Raw genomic sequence first — 24,840 nt, forward strand, 5'->3', positions numbered from 1 at the left:
AAAGTTGCGATCGGCCTTGGCGCGCTCATTCCAGTCTGACTCAAGTTTTTGCAGCGCGTGGATGAGATGGTAGCCTGCCACGATGGCGTTCGAGCCGGCACCGGCCTCGAACACGTGCACAGGATGGCCCCGCACTTTCAATCGAAACCAAATCACCCCGACCTGCGAGCGCACCATCTTGCCCGACGTCGGTTCGGGAATGAAACAGGCATCGGCGCGATATCCGCGCTGCAGGGTTGAGAGCGCGCCAACGCCAGTACTCTCCTCCTCTATCACCGATTCGAAATGAATCCGCGCCGTTGGTTTGAAGCCCGCGGCCCTGATCGCATCCAGAGCATAAAGTGCGCCGATGGTGCCGGACTTCATGTCGCAAGCGCCCCGACCATACATCCTGCCGTCCCTTACCACCGGCGAAAACGGCGGCGTCTCCCACATCTCGAGCGGCCCCGCCGGAACCACATCGCAGTGGCCCTGCAGGATGAGCGACTTCCCTGCGATCTTCGTAGGCCTGTAGGTGCCGACCACGGTGCGCGCCTTGGAAAAATCGTGCTCGACGGGACCGAAACCGCGCAAATTCTTCAACTCGTCAATTTCGATATGCCAGTCGTCGACCTCGTACCCTCGCTGCCGCAAGAGATCGCCGATCATATCCTGGCAGGGCCCCTCGGCGCCGCGGGTGGAGGGAATCGCGACGAATTCCTTTGTGGTGGCAAGCTGCGCGTCGAAACGGCTATCGACGGCATCGAGAATTCTTTGGTTCTTATCGAGCGCGTTCATTGAGTCCCATTCCCGTGGTCGCCTGTAGAGTTGTCACTTCTAGAATCACGTGGGTGCCAATAGGTTGTGGCGAAGATTTTTGGTGCGGAGGGAAACAGCATGCCCGGCAACCGCAATATCCTGTATCTCATCATTGGCGCACTGATCGTTGCTGTAGGCGTGCTCGGTTACAATCTTTACCAGACCAAAAAGGAACCGGAAGGCCTTCAGATCAACGTCGGGCCGAATGGATTGAAGATTCAAAACAAATGAAACCGGTCGCGACGGCAAACATAGTTGATATCCGGCCTGGCTCGTTGCTGCTGGTTGTCGTTCTCGCAATCGGCGCGTTCCCACAACTAGCGACAGCGGAACAAGTGTCGCGCGAGCAGAATATCGTAAGTTTAAGGCTGGGCCAGCGTATCCTCGTCGACGACGGATCGTGCCCCGCCGGTCAGATCAAGGAGGTCTCCGGCACTAGAATGACCGCTAGCGGAATAGCTAGGGCGCAAAAATGCATTCCGCGGCTCGGCCCGCGAAGATGAAACGGGAAGCGTTTAGAACTCGCGCGATCGCCCAAACCTTAGCGATAAACGTCACTGAATGAAGTCACCGCACTTTTGGATCGTTGTGTCGCTTGCGCCCCACGGCATAATCGGCACTGAGGATGTTGAATTCTTCGGCGACCCTTCGATCAGTCTGTCGGTATACACCATATAAACCAGCACGTTCCGCTTGGCGTCGCAACCACGGACAATCTGCATCTTCTTGAAAAACAGCGAACGTCTCTGCCGAAACATGTCGTCGGCTTGCTCCATCTTTCCCTTGAAATGAATCGGCCCGATCTGTCGGCACGCCAAAGAGATATCCGATACTTGCTCCGCGACCCCAAGCCAACCTTTGACTCCGCCCTTTTCGGGCACCGTAAAATGACAGGCGACCCCCTCGACCTCGGGATCGTCGATTCCGTAGGTCGCGAGCTTGTCATTCGGTGTGAGCCACTTGAAGACAGTCGACCGGCGGAAGATCAGGTCGGGCTCATCGGCAGCCACAGCCGCCGAAGCGGTGAGCATCGCCGCAATCGCTACCAAAGCCAGAGATTTCCACTTGTTCTCCCGCGAATTCGAGGCTTTGGGTGTCATGTCGTTCTCCGTTGCCCACTTGCAATGATGTAGGCATTACTGAGTTCCACAGTAAGGCAACTACAGCTAAACGATCTGCACCTGTCAGGTTCAGGTTGCTTACCCGCCACGTTTTTCGCCTGGAATTAACCTTCGGAGACAAATCTGTTCACCGCCCATGACGGCTGTTGCCGTGGCGGCGCAGGTCCAATTAGGCTACCATCATGAAGGCAGGAAATCGTTCGGACCCACGAGCGAGAGGCAGGCCGCAGCGCAGGATCGGGTAAGGGGAACAATAATGCGTATTGCCACAGCATTGATCGTCGCAGGCGCAGTTTCACTGCTGGCCTCAAGCGCGGCGTGGTCTCAAACAGCTGGCGCGAAAAGCGCGGCCGCTCCGCAAGCGGCGACCGCCCCGATTCCGGCGCCGGCCCCACCGACGGCGAAAGCGGCTTGCGCGAATCCGAATGCCCTTGGGATCGGCCGCACCGTTGAGATTGATACCACGGGTGGACCTGGCTTTGGTTTCGAGCACTTCAAGCAACTCGATTTCCTGCGTGACCACGAGGTGGTCCTGACCTTCGATGACGGTCCTTGGCCCGTCAACACGCCGTCCGTCCTGAAGACGCTCGCAGATGAATGTACCACCGGCATCTTCTTTCCGATCGGCAAGCACGCTACCTACCATCCCGAAATCCTGAAGCAGGTTGCCGCTGCCGGCCATACCATCGGCGCGCATACTTGGTCGCATGCAAATCTAAGCAACAAGAAGTTGAATGAGGACCAGCGCAAGGAAGAGATCGAAAAGGGATTCAGTGCGGTCAAATGGGCACTGGGGGCTGCGCCATCGCCATTCTTCCGCTTCCCGGCGCTACAGCATCCGCCCGAAATGGTGACCTATCTCGGCAGCCGAAACATAGCGATTTTTTCCTGCGACCTCGATTCCTTCGACTTCAAGGCTAGCAAGCCGCAGACCGTCATCGACACGGTTATGAGGAAGGTCGACAAACTGGGCAAAGGCATCATCCTGATGCACGACTTTCAGAAGCACACGGCGGAAGCCCTGCCGGAATTGCTGCACAGGCTGAAGGCAGGCGGCTTCAAGGTCGTCAAAATGATTGCCAAGTCGCCGGTGCAAACGCTCCCGCAATACGACGAGGAAATCCTGAAGGATTCGAAACTCCCCACCGTGAGTTCACGGCCGGTCTCCAGTGTAGTGCAGACGATTTCCGAATAGGGTCGCTCGCGCAGGATGCCGGCCTTACGTATCGATGGCTATGTCATCGTCTCGGCGGATGGAATGCTGGCGAACGCCGCTCGCGTCATGCCAGATGAACTAAAGTTCGAGGCCGACAAGCAGTTCTTCACCGCCGCGCTGGATCATGCCGATCTGATCGTGCACGGCCGTAATTCCTACGAAGACCAACCGAACTCGCCCCGGCGCAAGCGAATCATATTGACCGGGATGATTGACGCGATCGCGCCGGATGCTTCCAATCCCAAAGCAACGCTGTGGAATCCCGCCGGAGCTTCGTTTGAAGACGCCTGCGATTTCGCCGGCGTGAATTCCGGCACGGCGGCCATAATCGGCGGCCCCGTCGTGTTCGGAATGTTCATGGACCGATATGACACGTTTTGGCTGTCGCGGGCGGCGCGGGTGCGCTTGCCTGAGGGCGAACCGTGTTTCCCGGGCGTACCGGAGCGGTCCCCCGAACAAGTCCTCGCCGCTCACGGTCTCACACCCGGCACAATCCAAATTCTGGACGCCGCTGACGAAGTCAGCGTCACGCCATGGCGGCGCGCAGGTCAGAGATCGCGATAAATAGGCTCTATCGTACGCGGTGTTCGGCCGTAGCCTGCGATCAAGAAGAGCGCGCCGATGATCGACAGATTTTTCAACGCATCGATAATGGTTCTAGCGTTTTCCGGCGCCGGCTGATTCCAGAAATCATGAAAATAGAACGTCGAGACGGCGACGGAGATAATCAACAATATAGCGAAGAACCGGGCGCCGAAATTGAGTGCGATCATCAATCCGCTGATGACTTCAAAGGCGCCGACCCCAACGGCGAGCATTTGTGGCGCAGGCATTCCGGTCATCGCCTCGAGTTGTGATGCATAGGGATCAACCAAAGCGGGAATCACGACTTTTGCGGAGATCACTTCGGCCGTCGCAGCGATCGTAAAAAGCTTCGTCAGGCCCGAATAAATAAACAGCACCGAGAATATGATCCGCCCGAAAGTAATAAATGCTGGCATGTTTCGGCCTCACTGATGCAAAAAATGCTCGCAAATCGCTACGCGATTATGCGCGCTCGGGCGCGCCTTTTCAAACGCTCTCGAAGCATGGCCAGACGCTAAACGGAATTGGCAGCTAAGCAAACAGGGATGGCTGCTGGCGGCCGGCTCGTTCCTGGGCTTCGACGGCCGCAACGGCGGTCATGTTGAGCACGCCGCGCGCGGTGACCGAGGGCGTGAGAATATGCGCCGGACGCGAGGGGCCGATCAGAATTGGCCCGACCGGAAGGGCATCGGCCAGGACCTTGATCATCTGATAAGCGACGTTAGCCGTATCCAGGTTCGGCATGATCAGGATGTTGGCTACTCCTTCCAGCTTCGAGTGCGGTAGAACCAGCTTCCGTGCGGCTTCCGAGAGTGCTGTATCCCCTTGCATTTCCCCATCGGCCTCGAGTTCGGGATGGCTTTGTTTGAGCAGCACGGTTGCGCGGCGCATCTTGCGCGAGGATTCGGTATCATAGCTGCCGAAATCCGAGTGCGACACGAACGCGATCTTCGGTTTCAGATTGAAGCGCTGCACATGAAGTGCGGCCAAAGCAGCTATTTCTGCAAGTTCTTCGGCAGTCGGGTTAGGCCGCACCTGCGTATCGGCGATGAAATAAGCGCCTTGGGTCGTGATCATCAGCGCAAGCGCCGCGAAATCGCTGACCCCCGGAAGGAAGCCGATGATCTCGCGCACATGGCGGAGATGACTCATGTAGCGACCCTCGACGCCGCAGATCATCGCGTCGGCCTCGCCTCGGATCACGGCAAGGGCTGCGATCACGGTAGCGTTGGTCCGGACCATGGTGCGAGCGGCATCGGGCGTGACGCCGTGACGGCCAGCCGAATCGATGTACGATTGGACGTAGGAGCGGTAGCGCGGATCGTCCTCGGGGTTGACGAGATCAAAATCCTGGCCAGCCTTGATGGCTAATCCAAACCGCTTGATCCGCGCTTCGACCACCGAAGGACGTCCGACCAATATCGGGCGCGCCAGCTTTTCTTCCAGGACGACTTGCGTCGCATGCAGTACGCGTTCGTCCTCGCCCTCGGCGTATATTATGCGAACCGGCTGGGTCTTCGCTTTCGCGAACACCGGCTTCATCACTAGCCCGGAGCGGAACGCGAAACGCTCCAGCTGTGCGATGTAATCCTCAAGTTTGTTGATCGGGCGGGAGGCAACGCCGGATTCCATGGCCGCTTTCGCCACCGCCGGCGCGATCCGCAAAATCAGCCGCGGATCGAACGGGCTCGGGATTAGCGAACCGAGACCGAACCCCTGTACTTCGCTGCTGTCGAGGCCTTGCGCGCCCGCATCCACCGGCGGGTCACGCGCGAGCTGCGCGATCGCATCGACTGCGGCCTTTTTCATCTCCTCGTTGATGGCTGTTGCGCCAACGTCGAGGGCGCCACGAAAGATGAAGGGAAAACACAGGACGTTATTGACCTGGTTCGGAAAGTCGGAGCGCCCGGTGCAGATCATCGCATCTGGGCGCGCCTTGCGGGCCTCGTCCGGCATGATTTCCGGGTTTGGATTGGCCAGAGCCATCACCAATGGCTTGTCGGCCATCTGCTTGACCATGTCCTGCGTCAGCACATTCGGCGCGGACAAGCCAAGGAAGATGTCCGCGCCGCCAATGACTTCCGCCAGCACGCGCTTGTCGGTCTTTTGGGCATAGACCGACTTCCAACGATCCATCAGCGTTTTACGCCCCTCGTGCACCACGCCGTCGATATCGCAAACCCAAATATTTTTGCGCTGCGCCCCCATTGACACCAGAAGATTGAGACAGGCGATCGCCGCTGCTCCAGCCCCGGACGTGACGATTTTTACTTCCGAAAGCTTCTTCCCGTTGAGCAGCAGCGCATTGGTGATGGCGGCGCCGACAATAATGGCGGTGCCGTGCTGATCGTCATGAAACACTGGAATCTTCATGCGCGCTTTGAGCTGCGCCTCGATTTCAAAACACTCAGGACCTTTAATGTCCTCAAGATTGATGCCGCCGAAGGTAGGCTCCAGCGCCGCCACCGTTTCGACCACGCGTTCAATCGTGTCGGCGGCGATTTCGATATCGAATACGTCGATGCCGGCGAACTTCTTGAACAGAACCGCCTTGCCTTCCATCACCGGCTTAGACGCGAGCGGGCCGATATTGCCAAGTCCGAGCACCGCGGTGCCGTTGGAAACGACCGCAACAAGGTTGGCGCGCGTCGTCAAGGACGCGGCTTCCGCCGCGTTTTCGGCAATCGCGGTGCAAGCAGCTGCCACGCCCGGCGAATAGGCGAGCGCGAGATCGCGCTGATTGGCGAGCGGCTTGATCGCCTGGATCTCGAGCTTACCCGGCTTCGGCAGCCGGTGATAAGCGAGGGCAGCGGAATGCAAATCATCGGAATAGGACGTCATGGATTTCCCCCCGCGTGACGCTGTCGGCCCGAATTCAGGCCTCAACATTCATCAGGTCTGCGGCAGATTGAGCCGGATGTGAAGCTCGCGCAACTGTTTCACGGTGACCTCCGACGGCGCTCCCATCAGCAGGTCTTCGGCCCGCTGGTTCATCGGAAACAGCGAGATTTCGCGCAAGTTGGTGGTGCCGCAAAGAAGCATGACAATGCGGTCGACACCGGCTGCCATGCCGCCATGCGGCGGCGCGCCGTACTGAAAAGCGCGGTACATGCCGCCGAAACGATCAACGACTTCCTTCTCGCCGTAGCCGGCGATCTCGAAGGCCTTCACCATCGCCTCGGGCCGATGGTTGCGGATGCCGCCGGAAGCGATCTCGTATCCGTTGCAGGTGATGTCGTATTGGAAAGCCTTGATGGTCAGCGGGTCCTGACTTTTCAGAGCATCGAGGCCGCCCTGAGGCATCGAGAACGGATTGTGCGAGAAGTCGACCTTCTTGTCTTCCTCATTGTATTCATACATCGGGAAGTCGACGACCCAGGCGAGCTCAAAACGGTCCCTGTCGATGAGGTTCAATTCCTCACCGAGCTTGCTGCGGGCCAGACCGGAGAATTTCCAGAACTTATCGGGATCGCCGGCCACGAAAAAGGCTGCGTCGCCTTCCTTCAATCCGAGCTGAGCTCGGATGGCCGTCGTTCGCTCGGGGCCGATATTGTTGGCGAGAGGACCCGCGCCCTCGCCTCCCTCACGCCACATGATGTAGCCGAGCCCAGGTTGCCCTTCACCTTGCGCCCACGAATTCATGCGGTCACAAAACGCGCGGGAGCCGCCGGCAGGTGCGGGAATCGCCCACACCTGGTTTTTCGGCTCCTCCAGCATGCGCGCGAACACTTTGAAACCGGAACCACGGAAGTGCTCGGATACATCCTGCATCACGATGGGATTGCGCAGATCAGGCTTGTCGCTGCCGTATTTGCGTAACGCTTCCGCGAACGGAATCCGCGGCCAGCCTTTGGTAACCGGTTTGCCTTTGGCGAAATCCTCGAACACACCCGTAATGACGGGCTCCATCGCCGCGAACACGTCATCCTGAGTGACAAAGCTCATCTCGACGTCGAGCTGATAAAACTCGCCGGGTAACCGGTCAGCGCGCGGGTCTTCATCGCGAAAACAGGGCGCGATCTGGAAGTAGCGATCGAAACCGGACATCATCAGGAGCTGCTTGTACTGCTGCGGCGCCTGGGGCAGAGCATAGAACCGGCCCGGATGAATTCTGGATGGCACCAGAAAATCGCGAGCACCTTCTGGCGACGATGCCGTGAGAATGGGCGTCTGAAACTCGAAGAAGCCCTGCTCCTTCATTCGCTTGCGCATCGAATCGATGATCGCGCCGCGCGTCATGATGTTCTGGTGTAGCTTCTCGCGACGGAGGTCGAGGAAGCGGTACTTGAGCCTGATGTCCTCCGGATATTCCTGCTCACCAAACACAGGCAGCGGCAGTTCACCCGACGGGCCCAGCACCTCGATTTCACTGACGTAAACCTCGACCGCCCCGGTCGGCAGTTCCGGGTTTTCGGTGCCCGCAGGACGCCGACGCACCTTCCCGTCGATCCGCACAACCCATTCGGAACGCAATTTTTCGGCATCCTTGAACGCAGGGGAATCCGGATCGGCCACGCATTGGGTCAGACCGTAATGGTCACGTAGATCGATAAAAAGCACACCACCATGATCGCGAATACGATGGCACCAGCCTGACAGCCGAACCGTCTGGCCAATATGGCTCTCGCGGAGCGCGCCGCACGTGTGGGACCGGTAACGATGCATGGATATTCCAAAAACAGGTGTTCAGGATCGAATCGGGGGCGAAACCGCCCCGGAAAGAGGGTGAGGGTTTAGCCGAGGCTCTCTGGCGCGGCAACCGAATGCGCCACCAAACGGGCCAAAGAAACCCGCTCTGGCGCGGAAAAATGCCCGAGCCAACTCATTTACGGGGGCGCTTCGTCCCGATTGTCTAATTCCAGTGCATGCTTATGTTTGGGCCATGACTGTGCATTTCCCCTTCCAGAATACTTACGCGGAGCTCCCGGCGAATTTCTTTGCCCGGGTCGCGCCGACACCGGTCAGTTCACCGAGGCTGATCAAGCTGAACCGGCCGCTGGCGCTGCACCTGGGGCTTGATCCGGATCGGCTCGCGAGCCCTGAGGGAACCGAGATCCTTGCGGGAAAGCAGCTTCCCCCGGGCGCCGACCCGATCGCGATGGCGTATGCCGGCCACCAGTTCGGTCATTTCGTGCCCCAGCTAGGTGACGGGCGCGCCATCCTGCTTGGCGAGGTGATCGATGCCGATGGGGTCCGCCGCGACATTCAACTGAAGGGTTCGGGCCCGACGCCGTTTTCGCGCCGCGGCGATGGCCGCGCCGCGCTTGGTCCGGTCTTACGCGAATACATCGTCAGTGAAGCCATGGCGGCGCTCGGAATACCGACGACGCGTTCGCTCGCGGCTGTGATGACCGGGGAGAGCGTACTTCGCGAAACGGAATTGCCCGGGGCAATCCTAACCCGCGTGGCTTCGAGCCACGTTCGTGTCGGGACCTTCCAGTATTTTGCCGCGCGCGGCGATACGGACGGGGTGCGGAAACTGGCCGATCACGTCATAGCAAGGCATTACCCGCAAGTGGCCACGGCCGAGAGACCCTACCACGCCCTGCTGGAGGGCGTTATCGCGCGACAGGCCGAGCTGGTCGCGCGCTGGTTATTGGTCGGTTTCATCCATGGCGTAATGAACACCGACAACACTTCAATATCGGGCGAGACCATTGACTATGGTCCGTGCGCCTTCATGGACCACTACGATCCGGCGACGGTATTCAGTTCGATCGACGAGCTCGGCCGGTATGCCTACGCCAATCAGCCCAGGATCGCGCTCTGGAACCTGACCAGGCTTGCTGAATGCCTGTTACCGCTGTTTTCCGATCAGCAGGACAAAGCGATCGAGGAAGCGCAGTCGGCGCTCGCTGAATTCGCGGAAGTTTTCAATGCGGCCTATCAGTCCGGGTTGCGAAATAAGCTCGGGCTGGCTACGGCGCGCGACGGCGACCAGGCGCTCGCGCAAGACCTGCTGGACACGATGGCCAAGAACCAGGCCGACTTTACGCTTACATTCAGACGCTTGAGCGATGCCGCGCTCGGTCCCGATCACGATGGCAGCGTTCGGGATTTATTCGCCGATCCCAGCGCATATGACGAATGGGTCGTGCGCTGGCGACAGCGAACCGCCGACGAGCCGCTGAGCCCTGACGGGAGGCGGAACGCGATGTTATCGACAAACCCGCTGTTCATTCCGAGGAACCACCGGGTCGAAGCGGTACTCGAATCCGCCGTGAGCCATGACGATTTCGCGCCGTTTGAACGACTGCTCACGGTGCTTTCAAAGCCGTATGAAGACCAGCCGGCTTTCGCGGAGTACGCGCAGCCGCCGCAGCCGCACCAACGCGTTCTGCAGACGTTTTGCGGGACCTGAATCGTCAATCGCTTTTTGCATCTGGCCAACCGGAAATCGCTGTAACGGCGATCAATGGACTCATACGGTGCGCCTTCGTCGACCCACGGCGGCATTTCAAGCCTCGAATTGGCCGCATGGCCCTTGACATATCTGCGCTTTCGGCAGAACGCCGTGCCGAGAAGTGTCATGGACTGTTCATGGATTTGATTAGCACCACTGCGGAACTGGCCGCGGCTTGCGCGCGTCTCAGCAAGCACCCCGTCATCACTGTCGATACCGAATTCCTGCGCGAGACGACCTACTACCCCCTGCTCTGCGTCGTACAGATGGCGAGCGCCGAAGAAGCGGTGGTCATCGATACTCTGGCGCCAGGCATCGATCTCAAGCCGTTCTTTGAACTGATGGCAAACGAGAAGGTGCTGAAGGTTTTCCATGCCGCCCGCCAGGACATCGAAATAGTCTGGCACCAAGCCGGCATTGTCCCCCACCCGATCTTCGATACTCAGGTCGCTGCCATGGTGCTCGGCTATGGAGACTCGATCGCTTACGATCAGCTGGTCGAGCGCATCACGGGCCATCGGCCCGACAAAACCCATCGCTTCACCGACTGGTCGCGCCGGCCGCTCACGGCGGAGCAGATGCACTATGCGGTTTCTGACGTCACCCATTTACGTGACGTGTTCACGGCACTCGACGCCGACCTGAAGAAACGCGGTCGCAGCGATTGGGTGAGCGAAGAAATGGAGGTTCTGACCTCGCCCAAGACTTACGATTTCCATCCGGAACGTGCATGGGAACGGCTGAAGACGCGGGTGCGCAAGCCCAAGGAGCTTGCTGTGCTCATGGAAGTCGCTGCCTGGCGCGAGCAGGAGGCGCAGAGTCGGGACGTCCCTCGAAGCCGCGTTCTGAAGGACGACGCAGTGGGCGATATTGCGACCCATGCACCCGCGACTCTTGAGCGATTGGCAAATTTGCGCTCGCTGCCGAAGGGTTTTGATCGGTCGAAATGGGGCGCCGATATCGTGGCCGCAGTGCAGCGCGGACTCGCGCGGGACCCTGCCGGCTTGCCCAAACTGGAAAAGCCGCGCGCCAACTCAAATGGCGCCGCGATCGTCGAATTGATGAAGGTTTTGCTGCGCATGACCTCCGAGCGCCACGCGGTGGCGAGCAAGGTCATAGCTACCGTCGACGATCTCGAGCGGATCGCCGCAGATGATGAGGCTGACGTGGCCGCATTACACGGCTGGCGACGCGAGTTGTTCGGCGAGGCGGCGTTGTCCTTGAAGCATGGCCGTCTGGCGCTTGCGATCGAAAAGGGACGCGTGGTCAGGGTGGATCGAACCTAGACCGCCGGCACTTCGGCAGGCCGTAAAAAGACCGCCTCTGCGCTCCCGATAAGGCATCGGTTCTCCGGTAACGGCGATCAGTCGATAGGTTGCGCCGTTGCCACAGGTGCTTGGGACAATGTGGCGGCAGTCAGTTGTTGGGACACGCCAAAAGCTTGCTAAGCCAGAAATTTCGTGTTGCAATCCCGGCCACAATCGGATCTAGGCCGATCGACTGTGCGTTTCGCGACCAAGAAATTGAGCAGACATCCGGAAGGCCGCTTGTGGCGTGGCACGAAAAATCCGTGGCCGCGTCTTTTTTACGTCTAGACCAGGAGACAGGCGATGCAAAAGGGCACCGTCAAGTGGTTCAACCCGACAAAAGGGTATGGGTTCATCAAGCCGATGGTCGGCGATAAGGACGTCTTCGTCCATATCTCGGCGGTCGAGCGCGCCGGACTCTCTACCCTCAACGAAAATCAAACTATCGAATATGACCTCGTGGAAAATCGCGGAAAAACCTCCGCGGAAAACCTGAAGGTCTCCTAATCTTCGTCACGATCCGCGCAAGCAATCCTGATGCACCCCCGGCCATTGCCGGGGGATTTTATTTTCCCCCTTGTTAAATCGCATCAAGTTGCGAGCATTCGACGTTCTCGCGCCCGGATGATCCCGACTACGGTTTCGTTGATCGGCGTCGCTACACCGAGCGGCTTACCCACGCGGGGAATCGCACCGTTGATCGCGTCCACTTCGCATCGGCGACCCGCATTGTAATCCAGCAGCATCGAAGGTCGGGCATCGGGAATCTTACCGCCCAACTTGCGAATATGTTCGATCGGATCGCCAACGTTCAGCCTGATGTTGGACGCCTTCGCGACCGTGATCGCTTCTTCCGCGCAACCTCGCGCCACGGTCCAGGCGTCGGTATCAGCAAGGATTTCGCCAACGGTCAGCCCGGTGACGCAGGAGGTCCCGGAGAAGGCCACGTTCATGATCAGTTTTTCCCAGACCATCTGCTTGATGTCGTCGAATAGGGCGACCTTGAAGCCGGCCGATTCCCAGATCTTGGCTGAGGCGTGCAGAAGCTGCTTGGGCAATCCGGCAAAGGCGCCGAACCGGATCATTTCCATGCCGTTGTGATGCGCGTGGCCAGGCGCCTTTATCGAAGCTCCGAAACCCCCGACGACGCCGACCGCGAGGCGATCCTCGCCGAGAATGGGTGCGGCGATTTCCGGAGATCCCAGCCCATTCTGAATGGTCTGGATGATCGTCTCCGGACCGAGCAGGGGAATGCAGGATTTCGCGGCCGCCTCGACGTCGAAAGCCTTGGTGGCGATGATGACGAGATCACATTTCCCGATGCCGTCCGTTGTTGTCGAAGCGTGAATTGGCACGGTGCGGTCACCGCTGGCGCCTTCGCAGCGCAGGCCCTTTGTGGCCATGGCCTCGGCGTGATCCGGCCAGAGCGTTACGGCATGAACCTCGTGACCGGCGTCCGCCATAAGCGCGGCGTAAACCGACCCCATTGCACCGCAGCCGACCACCGCAATCTTGGCCATCTTGCCTCCATGCGCGCCGAAATACTCAGCTCACAGCCGGCGAAATCAAAACAGCCGGGGCGGCATCAGCTGACGTTTTCCAGATGCCGCCTTCGAATCGCATCTGTCCGCCCGCGACCAGCCGCAGGGCCGCCGGGTAAATGCGATGCTCGATTTCAAGAATTCGCGCGGCCAGCGCCTCCGCTGTATCGTCATCATGCACCGCGACTGCGCCTTGCATCAGAATTGGGCCCGCGTCCGTCTGCGGAATAACGAAGTGGACCGTTGCTCCGGAAATCTTGACCCCCGCCCGCAACGCCTGCGCCTGCGGTTCGAGACCTGGAAACGCGGGCAGTAGCGAGGGGTGAATGTTGAGCATGCGACCGTACCAGCGCTGAACGAACTCTGCCGTGAACAACCGCATGAAACCGGCAAGGCAGATCAGGTCTATCCTGTGTTGATCGAGCGTGGACTGCAGAACCGCCTCGAACGCCGACCGATCGTTGTTGAACGACTTGCTTTCGATCGTAGTCGTCGCGATTCCGCTCGCCGCCGCTTTTTTGAGTCCGCCGGCGTCCGGGCGGTTGGAAATGACGAGGGCAATCTCGGCGGGGTAATCAGCGGCTGCGGCGGCCCGGATCAATGCCGCCATGTTCGACCCACGTCCCGAAATCAGGATTGCCACACGGCGCTTCATGGACTCACCATGAGAGGTCGAGATGGCCGTTGTAGACGACGCGGTGGTCACGTTTGGCTTGGATTACCTCACCTAACACCGTAACGCTCTCGCCGCCCTCGGTGAGAATGTCGGTGACTTCCTCGATTGCATCCGGCGGCACGATGGCGATCATGCCGATGCCGCAGTTGAAGGTGCGCAATAGTTCAAGCTCGGCGATACCTCCCTGCTCCGCCAGCCATTTGAAAACCGGCAGCACTGGCAGGCGCGGCAGATCAATTCCGACGCCGAGATGTTGAGGCAGCACGCGAGGAATATTGTCCGTCAAACCGCCGCCGGTGATGTGGGCAAGCCCCTTTACCGCCCCGCTCACGCCAATCGCGCGCAGGCATGATTTGACGTAAAGCCGTGTCGGAATCAACAGCGCGCCAGCAAGCGTCATAACAGGCGAAAACGGCGCCGGCGCCTCAAAACTCAAACCGGAGCCTTCGATTATTCTGCGAACTAGCGAAAAGCCATTCGAATGAACGCCCGAGGACGCCATCCCGATTACCGCATCTCCTGCCTCGATGTCGCGTCGCGGCAGCAGCGTGCCGCGTTCGGCGGCACCGACCGCGAAACCTGCCAAGTCGTAGTCGCCGTCCTTATAAAGTCCCGGCATTTCGGCGGTCTCTCCGCCGATCAGCGCGCACCCGGCTTCGCGACATCCCTCGGCGATCCCGGCAACAATTGCAGCGGCAGCCTCGGGGTCGAGCTTGCCGCATGCGAAATAATCCAAAAAGAACAGCGGCTCGGCGCCCTGGACGACGAGGTCATTCACCGACATCGCCACCAGGTCAATGCCGATGCCGGTGTGTAATCCGGTTTCTATCGCGATCTTGACCTTGGTGCCGACACCGTCGGTGGCGGCTACCAGAACCGGGTCCTTGAATCCGGCGGCCCTTGGATCGAACAAGCCGCCGAACCCGCCGATCTCGGCATCGGCTCCAGCCCGGGCCGTGGCGCGGACCAGCGGCTTGATGAGATCGACCAGACGATTGCCCGCTTCGATATCGACGCCAGAATCCGCGTAAGTGAGCCCGTTTTTGCGGTTAACCATGGCCCTATTCCAACTGATGGCGGCTGGTTACGTCGGTTTCTGCTCATGTGCAATGGCTCGCAAGCGGCTACTATTGAGATACGAACCGGTTTAGTCTGAAAAGACCGGATTTTCAGAAAGGCCGGGAGCCGGGAAGCGTCCTTGTGAGCATTCCAAACATAATTACTCTGGGCCGCATTCTGCTGGTGCCGTTCATTATCTGGGCTATCGCTTCCAGCCAGATGGAAATCGCATTTGCGATCTTCATCATCGCCGGCGTCAGTGATGCGGTCGACGGCTTTCTGGCCAAGCGTTTCAATATGGCAAGCGAATTGGGAGCCTTGCTCGATCCGCTCGCCGATAAGGCCCTCCTCGTCTCGATCTACGTCGCACTGGGAATCTGGGGCGCGGTCCCACGCTGGATCGTCATCCTGGTCGTCTCGCGCGATATCATGATTGTCGCCGCCGTGATCGTGTCATGGTTGTTTGGCAAGCCGATCCCGATGAAACCTTTGATGGTATCAAAACTGAACACGGCAGCGCAGGTGGCGTTCGCCGCGCTGGTGCTCGCTGCCCTTGGCTTCGGTTTCAATTCAGGTCCGTACGATCTGATACTGATGGGTTTTGTAACTATCTTTACTTTGGTTTCCGTGTCCCTCTATCTCGTCGAGTGGGTGCGCCACATGAGCACGATCGAAACCGCATAGTAGCGCGCCGGTCGGTTCCGGCATGGAGTAACTGTAGTGTCAGGCCGCGTTGAACCCCGTCAGCTTGCGCTTGCGCTGTCGCACTCGGAGAGTCTGACCCGGGATAATTTTCTGGAAGGCCCGGCCAATGCCGCAGCGCTGGCGCTGATCGATAGTTGGCCCGAGTGGCCAAACCGGATCATGCTGGTTGTTGGGCCGGAAGGATCCGGAAAGAGTCATCTAGCGGCTATCTGGGCCGAGCAAGCGGGCGCGCGGTCGACATCGGCTCACTTGCTGAGTGCGTCGTTCGTTCCAGACGCGCTGGCGACCGGTGCGCTTGTCGTCGAAGATTTGAATTCCTCGGAGTTCGATGAGCGGGCGCTGTTCCATCTGATAAATCTGGCGCGAGAAGAAGAGGCTTTCGTCCTGATCACCGCGCGTGAGCCGCCCTCGGCATTTCCTGTCGAATTGCGCGATCTGCGCTCGCGACTGCGCGCGCTGCCGACGATATCGTTGTTGCCGCCGGACGATCAGTTGTTTCGTTCCCTGATCGTGAAGTTCTGCGCCGATCGCCAAATGGCCGTCGACGAAAGCGTTGTCGGCTACCTGGCGACCCGAATAGAGCGGTCCTATGCGGCCGCAAGGCGAGCCGTTGCGATCCTGGATACCGAAGCGTTGCGGCTGGGTCGGCCTGTTACCCGAGCGCTCGCGGCTGAATTGTTGCGTAAGATGTGATTGCTGTTGCGCCTCATTATCATTCTGCTCGCATGGACCCGGCGAACGTCAATGTCATTGAAAGGTCATGGCGATAACACACCTTTGGTGGGAGCTCTGACAGACCCGGGCCGGCAACGGACTTCGATAGATTGAAACTTCATGGAATCCGCGCAACTCGTTGTAAACAAAGAAAAAGAACTCGAGGTCCAGGCCGGTCCGACGATCGCCCATAGCCCCGAGCGGTTCATTAACCGTGAGCTTTCCTGGCTGCATTTCAACCGCCGGGTGCTCGAGGAATCGGTCAATTCCGGCCATCCCGCGCTGGAACGCGTGCGATTTTTGTCCATTTCCGCCAATAACCTTGATGAATTCTTCATGGTCCGGGTCGCGGGAATAAAAGCCCAAGTTCGCGAAGGGATCACGGAGCGCAGCCCCGATGGGCTTACTCCAGCCGAGCAGCTTGTCCTTATCAACGAAACCGTTTCAAAGCTCGCCAATGATCAGCAGGCAATTTGGCGCGATCTGCGCAACATCCTGAACGATGTCGGTATCGCGCTAGTCGATGGCCGCGATGTCACCAAAGCCGAGCGAAGCTGGATCGAGGATCATTTCCTCCATAATATTTTCCCGCTGCTGACGCCGCTCGCGATCGACCCTGCGCATCCCTTTCCCTTCATCCCGAGCCTCGGATTTACGATCGCGCTCCATCTGGCGCGCCTCTCGGATGGCAAGCCGATGAATGCGCTGATCAGAATGCCGGGCAAGATCGACCGCTTTATTCGCTTGCCCGTCAGTAAGGATGCAGTGGTGCGGCTGATTACGATTGAGCAGGCCACAAGCCTGTTCATCGGCCGGTTATTCCCGGGCTACACGGTGAAAGGTCAGGGAGCATTTCGTATCATCCGGGACTCCGAACTCGAAATCGAGGAAGAAGCGGAAGACCTGGTCAGGCTGTTCGAAACCGCGCTGAAGCGGCGGCGACGCGGTTCGGTGATCCGACTCGAAATCGAAGCCAACATGCCGGAAGGGCTGCGATTGTTCGTGCAGCAGGCGCTTTCCACCACCGATGATGAGGTGCTGCTGGTCAACGGTGTGCTGGCAATGAACGAATTGTCGCAACTGACGCGGCTGGACCGACCCGACCTCGAGTTCGCACCCTACGTTCCACGTCATCCCGAACGTGTTCGTGATCACGGCGGCGACATTTTCGCCGCGATCCGCCAAAAGGATCTGATCGTTCATCACCCCTATGAGTCTTTCGATGTCGTGGTGCAGTTTCTGCAACAAGCCGCCCGGGACCCAGATGTCGTGGCGATCAAGCAGACGCTTTATCGGACTTCCAACAATTCGCCCATCGTTCGCGCGCTGGCCGAAGCTGCTGAAGCGGGAAAATCAGTCACGGCGCTGATCGAACTCAAGGCCCGGTTCGATGAAGAAGCAAATATCCGCTGGGCGCGCGACCTCGAACGTGCGGGCGTCCAGGTCGTTTATGGGTTTCTCGAACTTAAAACGCACGCCAAGCTGTCACTGATTGTCCGCCGTGAGGCCGGCAGCCTCACGACTTACGTGCACACCGGGACCGGAAACTATCATCCCGTGACCGCTCGCATTTACACTGACCTGTCGTATTTCACCTCGGACCCGACCATCGGCCGCGATGCCGCGCGGGTGTTCAACTACATCACCGGCTATGCCGAGCCGAGCGACATCGAGAAGATGGCGGTATCGCCGCTGACGCTGCGCAAGCGGGTGATCGAACACATCCACGCAGAAACCAATCACGCACGCCACGGCAGGCCGGCCGCGATCTGGATGAAGATGAATGCGCTGGTGGATCCAGATATCATAGATGCGTTGTACGAGGCGTCACAGGCTGGAGTGTCGATCGAGTTGGTCGTGCGCGGGATTTGCTGCCTGAGGCCAGGCCTTGCCGGACTTTCAGAAAACATCCGGGTCAAGTCTGTCATCGGGCGCTTCCTCGAACATGGCCGGATCTATTGCTTTGGGATGGGCCAGGGCCTGCCCAGCGCGAAGGCGGCTGTGTATATCTCCTCGGCCGACATGATGCCTCGCAACCTCGACAGGCGCGTCGAGATCCTGTGCCCTCTGACAAATCCCACGGTGCATCAGCAGGTTCTCGAGCAGATCATGGTGGCTAATCTCAAGGACACCGAGCAGAGCTGGCAATTGTTGCCGGATGGTTCGTCAACGCGTATGAAGGCGGCGAAGGGCGAGGAGCCTTTCAACCTGCACAATTATTTCATGACGAATCCGAGTTTGTCAGGCCGTGGAAAGTCGCTCAAGGAATCTTCGCCGCGCCGCCTCACGCGCCGTACTGAGCGTCAGCATTCTTCCTGAAGGATCGTTGCGGTGAAATCGCCGGGCAAGCGCGCCTCCAGCGTCGCCGTAATCGATATTGGTTCGAACTCCGTACGCCTCGTCGTCTACCAATCGATGACGCGCAGCCTCATCACGATCTTCAACGAGAAGGCGCTGTGCGGCCTTGGCCGCGAGGTTCAAACCACCGGACTGTTGGCTCCGGACGCCGTAAAAAAGGCGCTGACGTCGCTGCGGCGCTTTCGAGCGCTCTGCAAAGTGATGAAAGTCGGCCGAGTGCACGCGATCGCCACGGCGGCCTGCCGTGATGCCTCCAACGGCCCCGATTTCATCGCAAGGGCCGAACGCATCTGCGGCGTCCACATCGAAATCCTCTCCGGATCACGTGAAGCGAGATTGTCCGCGCTCGGAGTCATATCGGGCGTGCACAAGCCCGACGGCGTCGTCGGCGACCTCGGCGGCGGATCGCTGGAGCTGACTGACGTGCGCGGCAGCCGTGTCGGGAAGGGTGTTACTTTGCCTCTCGGAAGTCTGGCACTGCAGGACTTGTCACATAAATCGCTCAAGCGCGCCGAGCGCATCGTCAAGACAGAGCTTTCCGCGGCGCCCCAGCTCCGCGCTGCTCGCGGGCGCAGCTTCTATGCCGTAGGAGGAACATGGCGGGCACTTGCCCGCATTCACATTATCCAGAGCGGCTATCCATTGCGGGTGATGCACGACTATTCGATACCCGCAACCGACGCGCTCGATTTCGCTCGGCGCCTTCGGCGACTTGCGTCTGCCAATATGCTGGCCAATATCGAAGTCGTTGCTGACGCACGCCGGCCATTACTGGCCTATGCGGCTCTGGTGCTCGAAAACATCATCCGCGCTGCGAAGCCGAAGATGATTGTGTTTTCGACCTTCGGCGTTCGCGAAGGCCTGCTGTACGAAAAGTTGCCAGCTAGCGAACGGTCACGAGATGGATTTATCTGTGCTGCGCGGGATTTAAACGAACTGCTGTCGCGTTCGGCGCGTCACGCCCAGGAGCTGATCGAATGGACCGATCGTCTGGTGCGGGTGATAAAGTTGCGGGAGAACGAAGAAGATCGGCGCCTGCGTCATGCCGCCTGCCTCCTATCGGATATCGGCTGGCGTGTTCATCCTGACTATCGCGGCGAGCAGACACTCAACCTGATCACTCATGGCAATTTCGGCGCGATCAGCCATCAAGGCCGAGCGTTTGTGGCGCTGTCGGTATTTTATCGTTACGCCGGCTTGAGCGAGCAGAACGAACCGCCGATCGCTATTCAGGAACTGGTGTCGTCACCCATGCTAGAGCGCGCCCGTGTGCTGGGCGCTGCTTTTCGCGTAGCTCATTTGATTTCGGCGGCGCGACCCGGCGTGTTGCCTGCGACCCATTTTCGAACCAGCGGCCGCAAGCTGATGCTGGTGTTTGAGCATAGACTTGTCGATCTGGTCGCCGACCGCGTCGGCAGCCGTTTCAAACAGCTTGCACGACTGGTCGGCAGATCAGGCTCAATCGTGAGGCGCTAAGGGCTGGATCGGCTCCGCTCATCACGTCGCACGCTTCGTGCCCTGCAAGGTGCGTGTTCGCCAAATCCATCCTGCGACGAGCACGATAGTCACGCCGGCTAACGCAGCGGCGACTTCGGCACCTGCCCCACCCCGCGTGTCCATTCCGAACCACGCCAGTAATGCGTCCAGATTCGTGCCAAACCAGGAAGCGAAAAGCTCCTGTAGCTTCGGCTGGATAGCTGGATCAGTGGCAATAACGTCGCCTGCAATCCAGCCCAACAGTGCGGCGCCAGCCCATATCAAGATCGGCAGGCGATTAAGAATCGCCATGATCAACGCCGCCCCACCAACAATGAGAGGGACACTGATCGCCAATCCAAGCACCAGCAACGGCACACTGCCATTGGCGGCGGCAGCGACAGCGATCACGTTGTCCAGACTCATGACGACGTCCGCGACAACTACGATTTGCACCGCGGCCCACAGATGCGACGAGGATTCTATGCCCTGCTCGTTCTCGCTTTCCGGTACCAGGAGTTTCGCGGCTATCACAATCAGCGCCAGGCCGCCGACCAATTTGAGGAAGGGCAATGCCATTAACGACGCAACAACTCCGGTGAAGACAATGCGCAGGAAAACGGCGGCGCCGGCGCCAATGACCATGCCCCAGAGGCGGTAACGCGGCTCCAGTCCGCGACATGCCAATGCAATCACCAGCGCGTTGTCACCTGACAGCAATACATTGATCCAGATGATCTTGCCGACGGCGACCCAAAATGCCGGTTCTTGGAGCTCCTGCTGAAACTGCGCGGCCAACACCCCGATATTCGCCGGATCGAAGATGTGCAGCAGCCAGTTCAAATCGCGTTCCTACAGAAAGACGAGCATTTACGCGACGATCAGTGCATGCGGCGCATACAATCAGCCGATGATCTCGTTGCCGGAGAAGAATTGGGCGATCTCAATGGCGGCTGTTTCGGGCGCATCGGAGCCGTGCACTGAGTTTTCACCGATGGACTTCGCGTGAAGCTTGCGGATCGTGCCGTCGGCTGCCTTGGCCGGATCGGTTGCACCCATGACATCGCGGTACTTGAGCACGGCGTTTTCGCCTTCAAGGACCTGAACCACAACGGGACCGGAAATCATGAAATCAACCAACTCGCCGAAAAATGGTCGCGCCTTGTGGACGGCGTAAAAAGTCTCAGCCTGGTCGCGGGTCATGCGAATGCGCTTCTGGGCGACGATTCGAAGTCCTGCCTTTTCGATCAGGGCGTTGATCGCGCCAGTCAGGTTGCGCGCGGTCGCGTCCGGTTTGATAATCGAAAAGGTGCGCTCAATCGACATGATATCGTCCTTGCAAAGCTGATGGGAATTGCGGGCGCTTATATCGACGCCCCGAGCGAACAGCAAGCGATCGGCCAGTGGGATCGTCCGAGCACGTGGCAAGCTCCGGATTACAACAAATTCACGAACATTAACCCACTCTGAAGCGAACGTCCCGGCTTCGTTCAGCTTCGCGGGAATAGCGTTACGTTTACCGATCGCGCCGCCTGCCCTTTGGCGGACGTCCCGGGAGCAAATCAACAAGGACGCCGGTCGCGTCCGAACTCCGAGGAGACGACGATGTTACGCAAACTCTCGCTTGTTGCAGTTGCCGCAGCTTCTCTCGCAGCGGCCGGCCTGGCACCGACCTCCGCCTCTGCATTTGGCGGTTTTCACGGCCATGGCTTCCATCATGGGGGCTGGGGTTGGGGTGGCCCGCGCTTCTTCGTTGGCGGCCCAGCTTTTTATGGTTACGGCGGGTGCTATGTGCGCCGCTTGGTCCCGACCCCATGGGGTCCCCGCTGGCGACTGGTCAATCGTTGCTACTAAGCTCGATCGTCTAATGACCGAGTTAGCCCCGGCGGGTCGCGCCGGGGCTTTTCGTTAAGCGACGCGAGCGGCTTCTGCCATTCATTCAAATTTAACTACAATGCATGCAATCGGCCAGCGCCGGGAAACATTCTTCAAGCCGAAGACTTGATGCTGCACTGTCCACGCGAGACACGAGCGACATCTGTCATGAATCGGCATTTTAGCGAAAGCAACCCTGTGATGGATCGCCAGATCATGCGGTCGATTTGCGACGGCCTGGCTGAGGCGCTGCGGCAGAGCTTCCGCCCGGAATCGTCGCGCCTGTCCCCTCGCCTTCAAAGTCTCATGGACGAACTACGCCGGCGCGACAGCTGGAACTACAAGAGCTCCAGCTAACCTTTCGCCGCGCACCAGACGACTTATTCGTGCAGATACGGGTTGCGTTTAGCCGCCAGTCCGGTGACAAGCTGGCATGCTTTCAATCACCGAACTATCGGTCCGGATCGCCGGACGGCTTCTGATCGACCATGGCTCGGCCCAGATCGTGCCGGGCGCGCGCGTCGGCTTCGTTGGCCGCAACGGCGTCGGTAAATCAACCCTGTTCAGCGCGATCCGTGGAGAATTGCCGACGGAGACCGGGACGATCACGATTCCGCCTCGGTGGAGAGTCGGCAGCCTTGCCCAGGAGGCCCCGAACGGGCCGGAAAGCCTGATCGAGATCGTCCTCAAGGCGGATCTCGAACGCGATGCCTTGCTGCGCGAGGCCGAGACCGCCAATGATCCGCACCGGATCGCGGACATCCACACCAGACTTGTCGATATCGACGCCCATTCGGCGCCCGCTCGCGCCGCTGCCATCCTCAACGGCCTCGGGTTCAGCACCGCGGACCAGGCGCGGGCATGTCAGGAGTTCTCGGGCGGCTGGCGGATGCGCGTCGCACTCGCCGCCACCTTATTCGCCGCTCCCGATCTGTTGTTGTTGGATGAGCCGACGAATTACCTCGATCTCGAGGGGACGTTGTGGCTTGAGGATCATCTCGCGAATTATCCCCGTACCGTAATCATCATCAGCCATGATCGCGACCTACTCGACACCTCGGTCGATCAGATACTTCACCTCGAGCGTGGCAAGCTGACCTTGTACAAGGGGACCTACTCTTCATTCGAAGAACAGCGTGCTATCCGCGAAATGCTCGACGCCAAACACGCCAAGCGGCAAGCAGACGAACGCAAGCGCCTGCAGGCCTTTGTCGATCGCTTCAAGGCCAAGGCCTCCAAAGCCCGTCAGGCGCAATCGCGCGTGAAAATGCTGGAACGGATGAAACCGGTCACCGCATTGGTGACTCAGGACGTGCGGGAAATATCATTCCCTGTTCCTGAGAAGATGCTTTCGCCGCCCATCATCGCGGTAGACGATGTAACCGTCGGTTACGATCGAAAGAAGCCGGTACTCAGTCGCGTCACGCTACGTATCGATAATGATGACCGCATTGCGCTGCTTGGATCAAACGGCAACGGCAAGTCGACGCTCGTCAAGCTACTCGCCAACAGGCTGGCGCCATTCGCCGGGCATGTCACCCGCGCAGATAAACTTGCGGTCGGATACTTCGCCCAGCACCAGCTCGATGAACTTGATGTCGATGCCACCCCCTACGATCACGTTCGCAGGCTGATGCCGGACGCGCCGGAAACCAAAGTGCGCGGACGAACGGGGGCGATCGGCTTTTCGGGAAAGGCAGGCGATACGCCCGTCCAGAATCTCTCGGGCGGCGAAAAAGCTCGGCTGTTGTTGGGGCTCGCGACCTTCTTTGGTCCGAATATGATCATACTCGATGAGCCGACAAACCATCTCGACATCGACAGCCGCGCCGCGCTTGCGGAGGCGATAAACGAATTTCCGGGTGCCGTCATCATGGTCTCGCATGATCGCTACTTGATCGAGGCGTGTGCCGATCAGCTATGGGTCGTGGCCGATCACACGGTGACGAGCTTTGAAGGTGATCTTGACGATTATCGGCGAATGGTATTATCCGCGCGCGGCATGCGTGCCAGCTCGCGCGATCGTGAGGTCGATGCCTCCGACAAATCTCAGCGCAGCAAGCCCGAAAAACGCACTACTCCGCTGAAGCAAAGGATTTCCGAGGCTGAGACCGAGATCGAGCGGATCAACGGCATCATTGCCAAGATTGATGCGGCTTTGGCTCTGCCCGATTTATTCACGCGCGATCCGAAGCAGGCTGGGCAATTGGCGAAGGCCCGGACTGCCGCCGAGCGAGCATTACAGCGCGCGGAAGAAGCGTGGCTGGCCGCGAGTTCGCAATATGAGGAAACCGGCTGATCGCGCTCGGCCGAGAGCGCAATTTTCAATACGTCCTCTCGAGTTGCGGGAAGCGAAGCGTGAGCTAGCTTCTTCTGACGCGTTTTCTTCGCGCGAACCGGCGTCCACTTCGCTCGAAAACGCTCTAAACCGAGGCGACGCTCACGTTGCCACCGCTTTCTTCTTGGCCACCTTTGGTTTTGCGGTCTTCGGCGAGGCAACCGGCTCGGGGCCGCGCTCGATCGACGTCAGGCGTCCGGCCGTAAAGGTGTAGATGCCGGCCCGCTGGCCCTCTGCATACGTGATGACGGCGACCCGGTCGCCGCGTGCATTGTTCGAAAGGCTGACATTCGCCGGCGCACCGATGCCGCGGACGACATCGCATTCGGTGTGGCCAAGCGCCACCGTTCCCGATGTCGACGGCATCGGCGCTGCTGATGCACCATCGGTCGCGGCGTTGGCGTCCGCAGGGCTGCCACCCGGAGGCACCATTCCCGCACAAAATCCCTCGGCGCTGACCAAGTCTTCTGCCGTCACGGGCTTGTTGGGCGTGAGCGGCGGCGCGTCAATCGAAATATTTTTGATGAACAACCTGCCAGGACGCGAAAACCATTCGGCATCGCGTGAGATAAGATCCGACGCGCCCGAGCAGCCGGCGACTAACGGCGCAAACAGCAGCAGCGCCAGCAGAGGTTTTCGAGAAAAGCCGTTGTGTTGCACGATCGAGT

24 protein-coding genes are annotated in these 24,840 nt (G+C 59.3%); 13 read left to right on the plus strand and 11 right to left on the minus strand.

Features of this window, described 5'->3' with window-relative positions:
- A partial coding sequence (locus tag VJV58_RS12590) for an ArgE/DapE family deacylase (protein ID WP_324137678.1) occupies positions 1-777 on the minus strand: 777 nt, incomplete at its 3' end.
- 99 nt (positions 778-876) lie between these two features.
- Here VJV58_RS12590 and VJV58_RS12595 point away from each other — a divergent pair.
- Both VJV58_RS12595 and VJV58_RS12600 read left to right on the plus strand, forming a co-directional pair.
- Positions 877-1,029: a hypothetical protein gene (locus tag VJV58_RS12595; protein WP_324137679.1), complete on the plus strand. Its 153-nt coding sequence runs from the start codon at positions 877-879 to the stop codon at positions 1,027-1,029.
- On the plus strand, positions 1,026-1,301 hold the full coding sequence (locus VJV58_RS12600; RefSeq protein ID WP_324137680.1) for a DUF6719 family protein: 276 nt from the start codon (positions 1,026-1,028) through the stop codon (positions 1,299-1,301). Before VJV58_RS12595 ends, VJV58_RS12600 begins: the two co-directional genes overlap by 4 nt.
- Positions 1,302-1,352: 51 nt before the next feature.
- Here VJV58_RS12600 and VJV58_RS12605 read toward each other — a convergent pair whose 3' ends face one another.
- Positions 1,353-1,898, minus strand: coding sequence for a CreA family protein (locus tag VJV58_RS12605; protein WP_414641485.1), 546 nt, complete (start codon positions 1,896-1,898; stop codon positions 1,353-1,355).
- Positions 1,899-2,175: 277 nt separating this feature from the next.
- On the opposite strand from VJV58_RS12605, the gene VJV58_RS12610 reads away from it, so the two are divergent.
- Both VJV58_RS12610 and VJV58_RS12615 read left to right on the plus strand, forming a co-directional pair.
- Positions 2,176-3,114: a polysaccharide deacetylase family protein gene (locus VJV58_RS12610; protein WP_324137681.1), complete on the plus strand. Its 939-nt coding sequence runs from the start codon at positions 2,176-2,178 to the stop codon at positions 3,112-3,114.
- A gap of 15 nt (positions 3,115-3,129) precedes the next feature.
- Positions 3,130-3,699 carry a dihydrofolate reductase gene (locus VJV58_RS12615; RefSeq protein ID WP_324137682.1) on the plus strand — a complete coding sequence of 190 codons (570 nt, stop codon included), beginning with the start codon at positions 3,130-3,132 and terminating at the stop codon, positions 3,697-3,699.
- Here the strand turns inward: VJV58_RS12615 and VJV58_RS12620 are convergent.
- From VJV58_RS12620 to aspS, 3 genes are all read right to left on the minus strand, one after another.
- On the minus strand, positions 3,684-4,136 hold the full coding sequence (locus VJV58_RS12620) for a DoxX family protein (RefSeq protein ID WP_324137683.1): 453 nt from the start codon (positions 4,134-4,136) through the stop codon (positions 3,684-3,686). The two genes, VJV58_RS12615 and VJV58_RS12620, sit on opposite strands and share 16 nt — an antisense overlap.
- 115 nt (positions 4,137-4,251) lie before the next feature.
- Positions 4,252-6,561, minus strand: coding sequence for an NADP-dependent malic enzyme (locus VJV58_RS12625; RefSeq protein ID WP_324137684.1), 2,310 nt, complete (start codon positions 6,559-6,561; stop codon positions 4,252-4,254).
- Positions 6,562-6,612: 51 nt separating this feature from the next.
- A complete protein-coding gene (gene aspS, locus VJV58_RS12630; RefSeq protein WP_324137685.1) occupies positions 6,613-8,385 on the minus strand; it encodes an aspartate--tRNA ligase in 1,773 nt (590 codons plus the stop codon).
- Between the two features lie 217 nt (positions 8,386-8,602).
- On the opposite strand from aspS, the gene VJV58_RS12635 reads away from it, so the two are divergent.
- The 3 genes from VJV58_RS12635 to VJV58_RS12645 all read left to right on the plus strand — a co-directional run bounded on the left by VJV58_RS12635 (position 8,603) and on the right by VJV58_RS12645 (position 11,937).
- On the plus strand, positions 8,603-10,081 hold the full coding sequence (locus VJV58_RS12635; protein WP_324137686.1) for a protein adenylyltransferase SelO: 1,479 nt from the start codon (positions 8,603-8,605) through the stop codon (positions 10,079-10,081).
- Positions 10,082-10,260: 179 nt separating this feature from the next.
- Positions 10,261-11,409 (plus strand): ribonuclease D, encoded by a 1,149-nt coding sequence (gene rnd, locus VJV58_RS12640; RefSeq protein WP_324137687.1) that lies wholly within the window; start codon positions 10,261-10,263, stop codon positions 11,407-11,409.
- A gap of 324 nt (positions 11,410-11,733) precedes the next feature.
- Positions 11,734-11,937 (plus strand): cold-shock protein, encoded by a 204-nt coding sequence (locus tag VJV58_RS12645; RefSeq protein ID WP_324137688.1) that lies wholly within the window; start codon positions 11,734-11,736, stop codon positions 11,935-11,937.
- An 83-nt stretch (positions 11,938-12,020) separates the two neighbouring features.
- On the opposite strand, the gene VJV58_RS12650 is transcribed toward VJV58_RS12645, so the two are convergent.
- From VJV58_RS12650 to purM, 3 genes are read right to left on the minus strand one after another with little or no spacing between them, the layout of a single operon-like run.
- Positions 12,021-12,950, minus strand: coding sequence for a 2-dehydropantoate 2-reductase (locus tag VJV58_RS12650; protein ID WP_324137689.1), 930 nt, complete (start codon positions 12,948-12,950; stop codon positions 12,021-12,023).
- 25 nt (positions 12,951-12,975) lie between these two features.
- Complete coding sequence (gene purN, locus VJV58_RS12655) at positions 12,976-13,626, minus strand: phosphoribosylglycinamide formyltransferase (protein WP_324137690.1); 651 nt, start codon at positions 13,624-13,626, stop codon at positions 12,976-12,978.
- A 4-nt stretch (positions 13,627-13,630) separates the two neighbouring features.
- Positions 13,631-14,704 carry a phosphoribosylformylglycinamidine cyclo-ligase gene (gene purM, locus VJV58_RS12660; protein ID WP_324137691.1) on the minus strand — a complete coding sequence of 358 codons (1,074 nt, stop codon included), beginning with the start codon at positions 14,702-14,704 and terminating at the stop codon, positions 13,631-13,633.
- A gap of 143 nt (positions 14,705-14,847) precedes the next feature.
- Between purM and VJV58_RS12665 the strand changes: the two genes are divergently transcribed.
- The 4 genes from VJV58_RS12665 to ppx all read left to right on the plus strand — a co-directional run bounded on the left by VJV58_RS12665 (position 14,848) and on the right by ppx (position 19,959).
- On the plus strand, positions 14,848-15,390 hold the full coding sequence (locus tag VJV58_RS12665) for a CDP-alcohol phosphatidyltransferase family protein (RefSeq protein WP_324137692.1): 543 nt from the start codon (positions 14,848-14,850) through the stop codon (positions 15,388-15,390).
- Positions 15,391-15,426: 36 nt separating this feature from the next.
- Entirely contained in the window at positions 15,427-16,104 is a 678-nt protein-coding gene (locus VJV58_RS12670; RefSeq protein ID WP_324137693.1) for a DnaA ATPase domain-containing protein, read from the plus strand.
- Between the two features lie 141 nt (positions 16,105-16,245).
- On the plus strand, positions 16,246-18,444 hold the full coding sequence (locus tag VJV58_RS12675) for an RNA degradosome polyphosphate kinase (protein ID WP_324137694.1): 2,199 nt from the start codon (positions 16,246-16,248) through the stop codon (positions 18,442-18,444).
- A gap of 12 nt (positions 18,445-18,456) precedes the next feature.
- On the plus strand, positions 18,457-19,959 hold the full coding sequence (ppx, locus tag VJV58_RS12680; protein WP_324137695.1) for an exopolyphosphatase: 1,503 nt from the start codon (positions 18,457-18,459) through the stop codon (positions 19,957-19,959).
- A gap of 21 nt (positions 19,960-19,980) precedes the next feature.
- Here the strand turns inward: ppx and VJV58_RS12685 are convergent, their stop codons facing one another.
- Both VJV58_RS12685 and ndk read right to left on the minus strand, forming a co-directional pair.
- Positions 19,981-20,802 (minus strand): YjbE family putative metal transport protein, encoded by an 822-nt coding sequence (locus VJV58_RS12685; RefSeq protein ID WP_324137696.1) that lies wholly within the window; start codon positions 20,800-20,802, stop codon positions 19,981-19,983.
- 60 nt (positions 20,803-20,862) lie between these two features.
- Positions 20,863-21,285 carry a nucleoside-diphosphate kinase gene (gene ndk / locus VJV58_RS12690; protein ID WP_324137697.1) on the minus strand — a complete coding sequence of 141 codons (423 nt, stop codon included), beginning with the start codon at positions 21,283-21,285 and terminating at the stop codon, positions 20,863-20,865.
- A 279-nt stretch (positions 21,286-21,564) separates the two neighbouring features.
- On the opposite strand from ndk, the gene VJV58_RS12695 reads away from it, so the two are divergent.
- Entirely contained in the window at positions 21,565-21,813 is a 249-nt protein-coding gene (locus tag VJV58_RS12695) for a sulfur globule protein precursor (protein WP_324137698.1), read from the plus strand.
- A gap of 454 nt (positions 21,814-22,267) precedes the next feature.
- The gene (locus VJV58_RS12700; protein WP_324137699.1) at positions 22,268-24,133 is read left to right on the plus strand and encodes an ABC-F family ATP-binding cassette domain-containing protein; all 1,866 of its coding nucleotides are present in this window, start codon (positions 22,268-22,270) and stop codon (positions 24,131-24,133) included.
- Between the two features lie 141 nt (positions 24,134-24,274).
- Here the strand turns inward: VJV58_RS12700 and VJV58_RS12705 are convergent, their stop codons facing one another.
- Positions 24,275-24,832 (minus strand): hypothetical protein, encoded by a 558-nt coding sequence (locus VJV58_RS12705; RefSeq protein ID WP_324137700.1) that lies wholly within the window; start codon positions 24,830-24,832, stop codon positions 24,275-24,277.
- Positions 24,833-24,840 lie beyond the last annotated feature (8 nt).

This window comes from Bradyrhizobium sp., assembly GCF_035273305.1.
Taxonomy (GTDB): Bacteria; Pseudomonadota; Alphaproteobacteria; order Rhizobiales; family Xanthobacteraceae; genus Bradyrhizobium.